Annotated in this window: 3 protein-coding genes; 2 read left to right on the top strand and 1 reads right to left on the bottom strand. The window is 66.4% G+C overall.

The window, feature by feature from the left end:
• Positions 1-1,286: 1,286 nt before the first annotated feature.
• Both ACFWFI_RS19310 and ACFWFI_RS19315 read left to right on the top strand, forming a co-directional pair.
• Entirely contained in the window at positions 1,287-1,541 is a 255-nt protein-coding gene (locus ACFWFI_RS19310) for a hypothetical protein (RefSeq protein ID WP_387391446.1), read from the top strand.
• A gap of 7 nt (positions 1,542-1,548) precedes the next feature.
• Positions 1,549-2,559: a helix-turn-helix domain-containing protein gene (locus ACFWFI_RS19315; protein ID WP_387391449.1), complete on the top strand. Its 1,011-nt coding sequence runs from the start codon at positions 1,549-1,551 to the stop codon at positions 2,557-2,559.
• 497 nt (positions 2,560-3,056) lie between these two features.
• On the opposite strand, the gene ACFWFI_RS19320 is transcribed toward ACFWFI_RS19315, so the two are convergent.
• Positions 3,057-5,441, bottom strand: coding sequence for a DEAD/DEAH box helicase (locus tag ACFWFI_RS19320; RefSeq protein ID WP_387391452.1), 2,385 nt, complete (start codon positions 5,439-5,441; stop codon positions 3,057-3,059).
• Positions 5,442-6,000 lie beyond the last annotated feature (559 nt).

Below are 6,000 nucleotides of genomic sequence, written 5' to 3' on the forward strand. Positions count from 1 at the left end.
GCCGACACCCACCACCACGGGAAGGGATCTGCGACCGGCCGGGATGCCGAAGCCGTGAAGCAACCACCGACAGCCGTGCCCTCGCCCGCTCCTCGGACAGCTGCAGCAGGCGAGCCGCCGGCGCAAGCCGCTGCCCCAGCACGACCACCACCACGAGCTGCATCTGCCTCATCGACAGAGCCTGGAATCTCGCCGACGAGACGGGTGCCGGCACGAGCCGCAGCGGGGCTCCTCGGAAGACGCCCCGCCGTCTCATCGCCCGCCCCCTTCCTCGACGCCCGGGAGATCTGCTGCCGCGGTGCGCTGCTCCGGCACAAGCGGGGCCATGGCCAGTCGGCCGACCGTGATGCTGATTGTCAGTGAAGAGAGGACCGGCGCACCCGCGCCAGGTTCGCCAGCGCTGGGCGAAACAGGCTCCCCGTTCGGCACGTTGCGCCACTTTCCCCAGCGCAGGAAGCAGAACAGCGGCCGAGGACCTGGCTCAACCCGGCCAAGGCCCATCACACGCACGTTCCAAGCTTCGCGGAGATCCTGCAACCCGATCCGGCCAGCACCCCAAGGACCGGATCACCACCACCCGAACCGCGAAGCGCACTCGTCACCAGCCGGGTCCCACGCTCCGGCACCACCGCCCTCTCAAGTGGGACGCCCGCGGCGTACTGCCACCAAAAGCGTGCGCCGTCGTCCAAACCAGTCAACTGCAGGACACAGGCGAGAACGTTCGTGACCCGGTTGCGCATCGGCCGCGAAAACGGCAGTCGTCCGACGGGAGGCCAGTCCGTCGTCATGCGGTACAGCTCAACGCCAGCAAGGCCCGCAAGCCGGCTGACTGCTCGGCTTATGAGTTTGCGGAGGGTGGCCGCATCCGGTCAGGATGCGCCACCCTCTGGGGCGCCGCGCTGGAACGCGGTGATGCCCAGTCCCTGTTCCATGGTGCAGCCACGACGCCAGGGAGACCTGGGTACGAGTACCCGGGGCAGCGTTGGTAGGAGGGTGTCATCGTGTGCGCGTCTTCGGCAACGCCGGGTGGACGGAAACGAATGAAAAATTTGGTTTCGTTCGCCTGACCTGCGGCCTCGTGGTTGCCGGGCGCCGACTCGTCCACCCGTTCGCCCGCATCGTGGACCCGCGCTCTGGACGTCCATGAATCAACGCCCTTGCCCGGAGGGCCACGCATTGTGATGGTCGGGTTACTGGTGAGAGGATCGCCGAACGTTGACGGACCGGACCTGGAAGTCCCCGTCAACAGTCACGGTGCAGCCCAAGTCCCGCCCCATCAAAGGGGCATGACACAACATCAGTCGGAGACCCGCATGCGCTCACTGCTCTTCCCGCCGTCCCCGTCCAACACCTCGCCGGGCGCGCTGACGCCCGGCGAGGTGGTCATCATCCTCGTCGTCATCCTTGTGGCAGGAACCCTCGCCCTCGCCGGCCTGCCGATGTTCGGCGCCCTGGAGTTCATCGCGGGCGCCCTCTACGTCGCCGTCAGCTCGCTGAGAGCCATGCGCACGACGACGGCACCGTCGCCCGAGGCGGCCTGACCCACCCATGGGTCGGCGTGAGAACGCCGTCGCCGCAGAAACCCGGCAGTCCGAAGCGCTCGCGCTGTGGCTCCGTGCCCAGCGCGAGCGCCGAGGCGTCACCTACGCGGCGATGGCCAAACTGATCGGATACCGGTTCACCGCGTCCATGCTCTCGCGCGGCGCCAGCGGGAAAACCCCCTCCCGCAAACTCGTCGAAGCCTACGCACAAGCCTGCGAAGCAGACACCACAGACGCCATCCGCCTATGGAAAGCCGCCCGCCGCTCCGAGGAAGAACTCCGGCGCCAGAAAGAAGCCGCCACAGACTTCCAAGACCTGGCCACCTCGGTGCGCTCCGCGCTCACCCATCCCGAACTCATCGAAAACTTCGGCCAGTTACGCCGGGCCATGATCCAAGTCCGTGCCCGCGAAGGCCAGCCCTCCCTGGGCCACCTGCAAGCCGAAGCCGGACGGACCACCGACGGCCGGCACTTCCGGCTCCCGAAGAGCAGCCTCAGCACAGTCCTGCGAGGAGAAGCAGTCCCCTCCCGCGAACACATCACCGCATTCATGGAAGCGCTCGGCGCTTCCCCCCGCAAAGTCAGACCCTGGGAACGAGCCTGGGACCGGATCGCGAAAACCCACGCCCGCCAACCCCCAGCTGTCGTCGAGATCCGCGTCGCGGAAGACCCCGCCGCCGCTCCACCCGAACGCCCCCTCCTACTGATGACCGCAGCCGCCAACGGCACCGACTACGACTACCTCCGTGACCAAGTGGTGAGCGACTACATGAACATCGACAGCTCTCTCATCCGGAAGGGCCCCCAGCGCCCCTACCCGCCGGCAGGCCAGACCCGCTCCGGCCTGCCCATCCGAATCCCACGACGCTACGAACGACCAACGCCCCGCCCCCAGCCACACAAAAGGCCCGGCCCAAGCAACGCCACCCCCTTCCTTGCCCCACCGAGCCGCCCGCGCCCGTCCCCTCCGCAAGCCCTGGAGAAGACACTGCAACTGCGCCTGCCCCGCGACGCATAGTCAACATGCCGAGGCAGCCGGACAAGCACCAACTAGCACTCGTGCACCGATCAGGCCACACCGACTCACCTGACGGCGTCGGCCTTGAGCCACTGCCGCCCGGCCTCGTCCGCGAGCTGCACTGAAAGGCGCTCAAGGCATTCACACACTGATTTGCCTACGCAGCGTGATGAACTCCGGCGTGACACTGCACGCCTGAGCGGCTCCGTTACCGAACGTCACATAGATGACAGCCACGCCCCTGTTCTTCCAGCCGGCCACGAGGGACGCGCCTCCGGTCGCGACACCACCACACCGGCCTTGCGCCCCGCCCGCCCTGCCACCCCACCCACGCGGTGCTCGACCAACTGGTCGGCGTCCGGGAGCCCGGCCCGCCACAAGAACCCCACGACGCCCCGGCTCTCACAGGTCAATCCAGCGACCCGCCCACCGACAGGGAACCAGCGGCGCCCGCACGCGGGGGAGGGGACGAAAGACTATTAGCGCGTTCTGTGCTATCACACCGCCCACTGCAACCCGAGAGCGGCGAGCACCCGGAGCTTGTCGGGTGTGAGTTTGGCGCGGCGGCTCTTGCTGTTCGACAGGAACACCCCGAGCTTGACCTCCGACCCGTCAGGCAACACCTCTACATGCCCTCGTGAGACGGTCAGGGAACCGGTACGCGCCTTGTACTGCGCCAGGGCCGCCACACCCCGCTCGAAAGCGCTCACAGGCACCCCGGACGACTTCGCGGGCTCCTCCGGCTCCCGAACCAGCGGCACGACACCGAGCTGCTCCAAGCGCTCACGCTGCCCGTCCACCATGGCCTGCCACACAGCCGACTGGCGTTGTTTGGCCAGCCACTTCCCGACATCCATCCCGTGGACCGTGAACCCCGGCAGGACTCCCGCCGGCCCCTCTTCGTCGCGCACCAGCTCGCGCAGCGCAGCGTAGTGCCGCTGCCACTCCGGCGCCCAGGACGGGTTCCAGTCCTCGTCCACAACCTCCAGCGCCGCCTTCCACTCGTCGTGCCCGTCCAGAGCACCAGGCCGACGGAGATTGGACAGCCACTGCCCCACCGGCCGGTCCAGCATGCTCGCGGACCGAGGTGCGCACAGCGTCCAGTGCTCCTCGTAGTAAGCCCGCGCCGCAGCCAGGTTCTCCTGGAAGCGCTCATCCGCCAACGACCAGACCATGCCCAACTGTTCCAGTCGCTCAGCACGCTGCCCGGACATCTGCCCCGCACCGTAAGCCCGTCGCTGCTCGGCCACCCATTGCCCAAGCGGAGTCGCACCCTCCCGGTACCCGTACGGAACCCTGGCGTGAGCCTCACGCTCGGCGAACTTCCTTAGCGCCGCCCACCCGCGAGCCCAGTCCTGACGCTCCGTGTCGATCACATTGAACGACACCCACTGCGCGACCATCACCGGATCCCTAGGAGCAGAAAAACGCAGCAACAACCGCGATTCCTCCTCACCTTCCTCCGGCGCAGAACCGATGAACGTAGACGGCTGCACCGCACCCCTCTGCGGCTCCTGCGGAATAGCCAACAATTCCACTGCATCCTCATCATGAGCCCGCAGACCCTCCAACACCTTCACCAACGGCCGATACGACCCCGAGGTGAACATGTCCTCCGGCTGCTCTCCCGGCCGAAGAAAAACCGGCACGATCAAAGAAGCCAGTTTCCCCTCTCCGGGCTTCTGACGAAGAGCCCGCCCGATCGCCTGGACGATGTCGTGCGGCGCCCCCTTGGGATCCAACAGGGCCACAGAGTCCACACTCCTGATGTCGACGCCCTCGCCCAGCACACGGCAGTTCGACAGCACCGCACGCCGCCCCGTCGAACCGAACTCAGCCAACACATCACGCCGGTGCTCAGGCACATGCTCGCCACACAGCCAGTCCGCCCAGACCGCCAGCGGGTACGTCCCGGGCTGATCCGCATGCAGCTTCCCCGCCACACGCTCTAGACCCTCCGCGTACGCCTGCGCCTCTATCGTCCGGTGATGGAAGGTGATGCACGACGCGAGCCTGTGCTGCGCCATGGTGTGCAAGAGCCCAGCCTGGAGCGCCCCGAGCCGCTGACCACGCACCTCCTCACCACGCCGCTCCTCACCCATCAGCCGCTCCGGGGTGACGACCGGGTCCCGGAGCTCGAGCACGATGATCTGATACCGCGCCAGCAACCCACGCGAGACAGCCGACGCCAGCGACAGCTTGTAGAGCACTGGCCCGAACACGGCCTCGTCGTCCATGGACGCTGCCATCTCGCGAGGCAACGCCTCCCGCACCCCCTCACCCACATCCCAGTTGGGCCGCTCCTGCCAGATCCGCGGAGTCGCCGTCATGTACAACCGCCGCGCCGCCGGAATCACGCTCTGGCCATGGATCCCCGCCCAGGCCTTCCCCATCGACCCCGATGTTCGATGCGCCTCATCGATCACCGCGAGATCCACTGGGGCCAGCTGCTGCCCGTAAACGCCCTCGAACGCCTCCGCCAGAACACCGAGGCTGGCGTACGTCGCGTAGATGGTCACCGGCCCGGAGCCGTGCCACAGGGCCAGCTGCACGGGATTCGTCGTGGAACGGACCCGCAGGTTCCACAGATCCGGGTCGTCCTGGAGCGAGCAGACAGCAACAGCCGGCCCCGCGTGCCCGACCTTATGCCACGCCTTCACCGTCTGCGCCAGCAGATCCAAGGTCGGCACCAGTACGAGAATGCGCCCCTTGGGCACGATGCGCCTTGCCGCCGCCGCCGCAATGATGGTCTTTCCCGTGCCACACGCAGCATGCACCTGTCCACGCAGACCATTGATGGGAATACCGCCCGGCGGGATATCGAGACCCCGCACAATGGCAGCAATTGCCTCGATCTGGTGGTCACGCAGCTTCACGGCCATTCCTATATTCCTTTTCATGGAGTGGGCACGCAATCAGAAATAGAAAACTGATGCAGCGTGAGGGGGCCGGGGTGGTGGTGGTGGTGTCTGACACCAGACTCTACACAAGCAACATCTGTGATGCATAATTCTGCAAGGCGACGTCTCTCTTGAGGTTGACACGAGGGTAGATTTTCACCCACCACGGCGATCCAAGATGCATGGTGGGTAGACGCGATGAGCACAGGGGAGGACTGGTCCTGAAGTGAGGAGTGGTCAGGGCGGAGCGCAGCGGAGCCCGTCACTACCAGAGGCCGGCACCCCGTCAGACCGACATCGCATCACCATCGTTTCAGGGGTGCTAGCCAGGGATCCCAAACCCCACACAGGCCCGCACACGATGCACCCGCCCCTTCATAGCTAGCCAAGGAGGACCCGCTTGCGGGGACTCCCACAATTCGCGCTTGCGCGGATTGTTTCATCTTTAGAATTCCGCTTGCGGAATTCATTCCCCCGCTTGCGGGGGAATTCGAATTGCGCTTGCGCAATTCGTACTCTATGCAGCGGCTTGCCGCTGCAT

The sequence above is a fragment of the Streptomyces sp. NPDC060209 genome (genome assembly GCF_042728155.1).
Lineage (GTDB): Bacteria > Actinomycetota > Actinomycetes > Streptomycetales > Streptomycetaceae > Streptomyces.

Excerpts from the sequence above, each read along its gene's own strand:
- ACFWFI_RS19320 (WP_387391452.1), bottom strand. The coding sequence starts at position 5,441 with ATGGCCGTGAAGCTGCGTGACCACCAGATCGAGGCAATTGCTGCCATT.
- ACFWFI_RS19310 (WP_387391446.1), top strand. The coding sequence starts at position 1,287 with ATGACACAACATCAGTCGGAGACCCGCATGCGCTCACTGCTCTTCCCG.
- ACFWFI_RS19315 (WP_387391449.1), top strand. The coding sequence starts at position 1,549 with ATGGGTCGGCGTGAGAACGCCGTCGCCGCAGAAACCCGGCAGTCCGAA.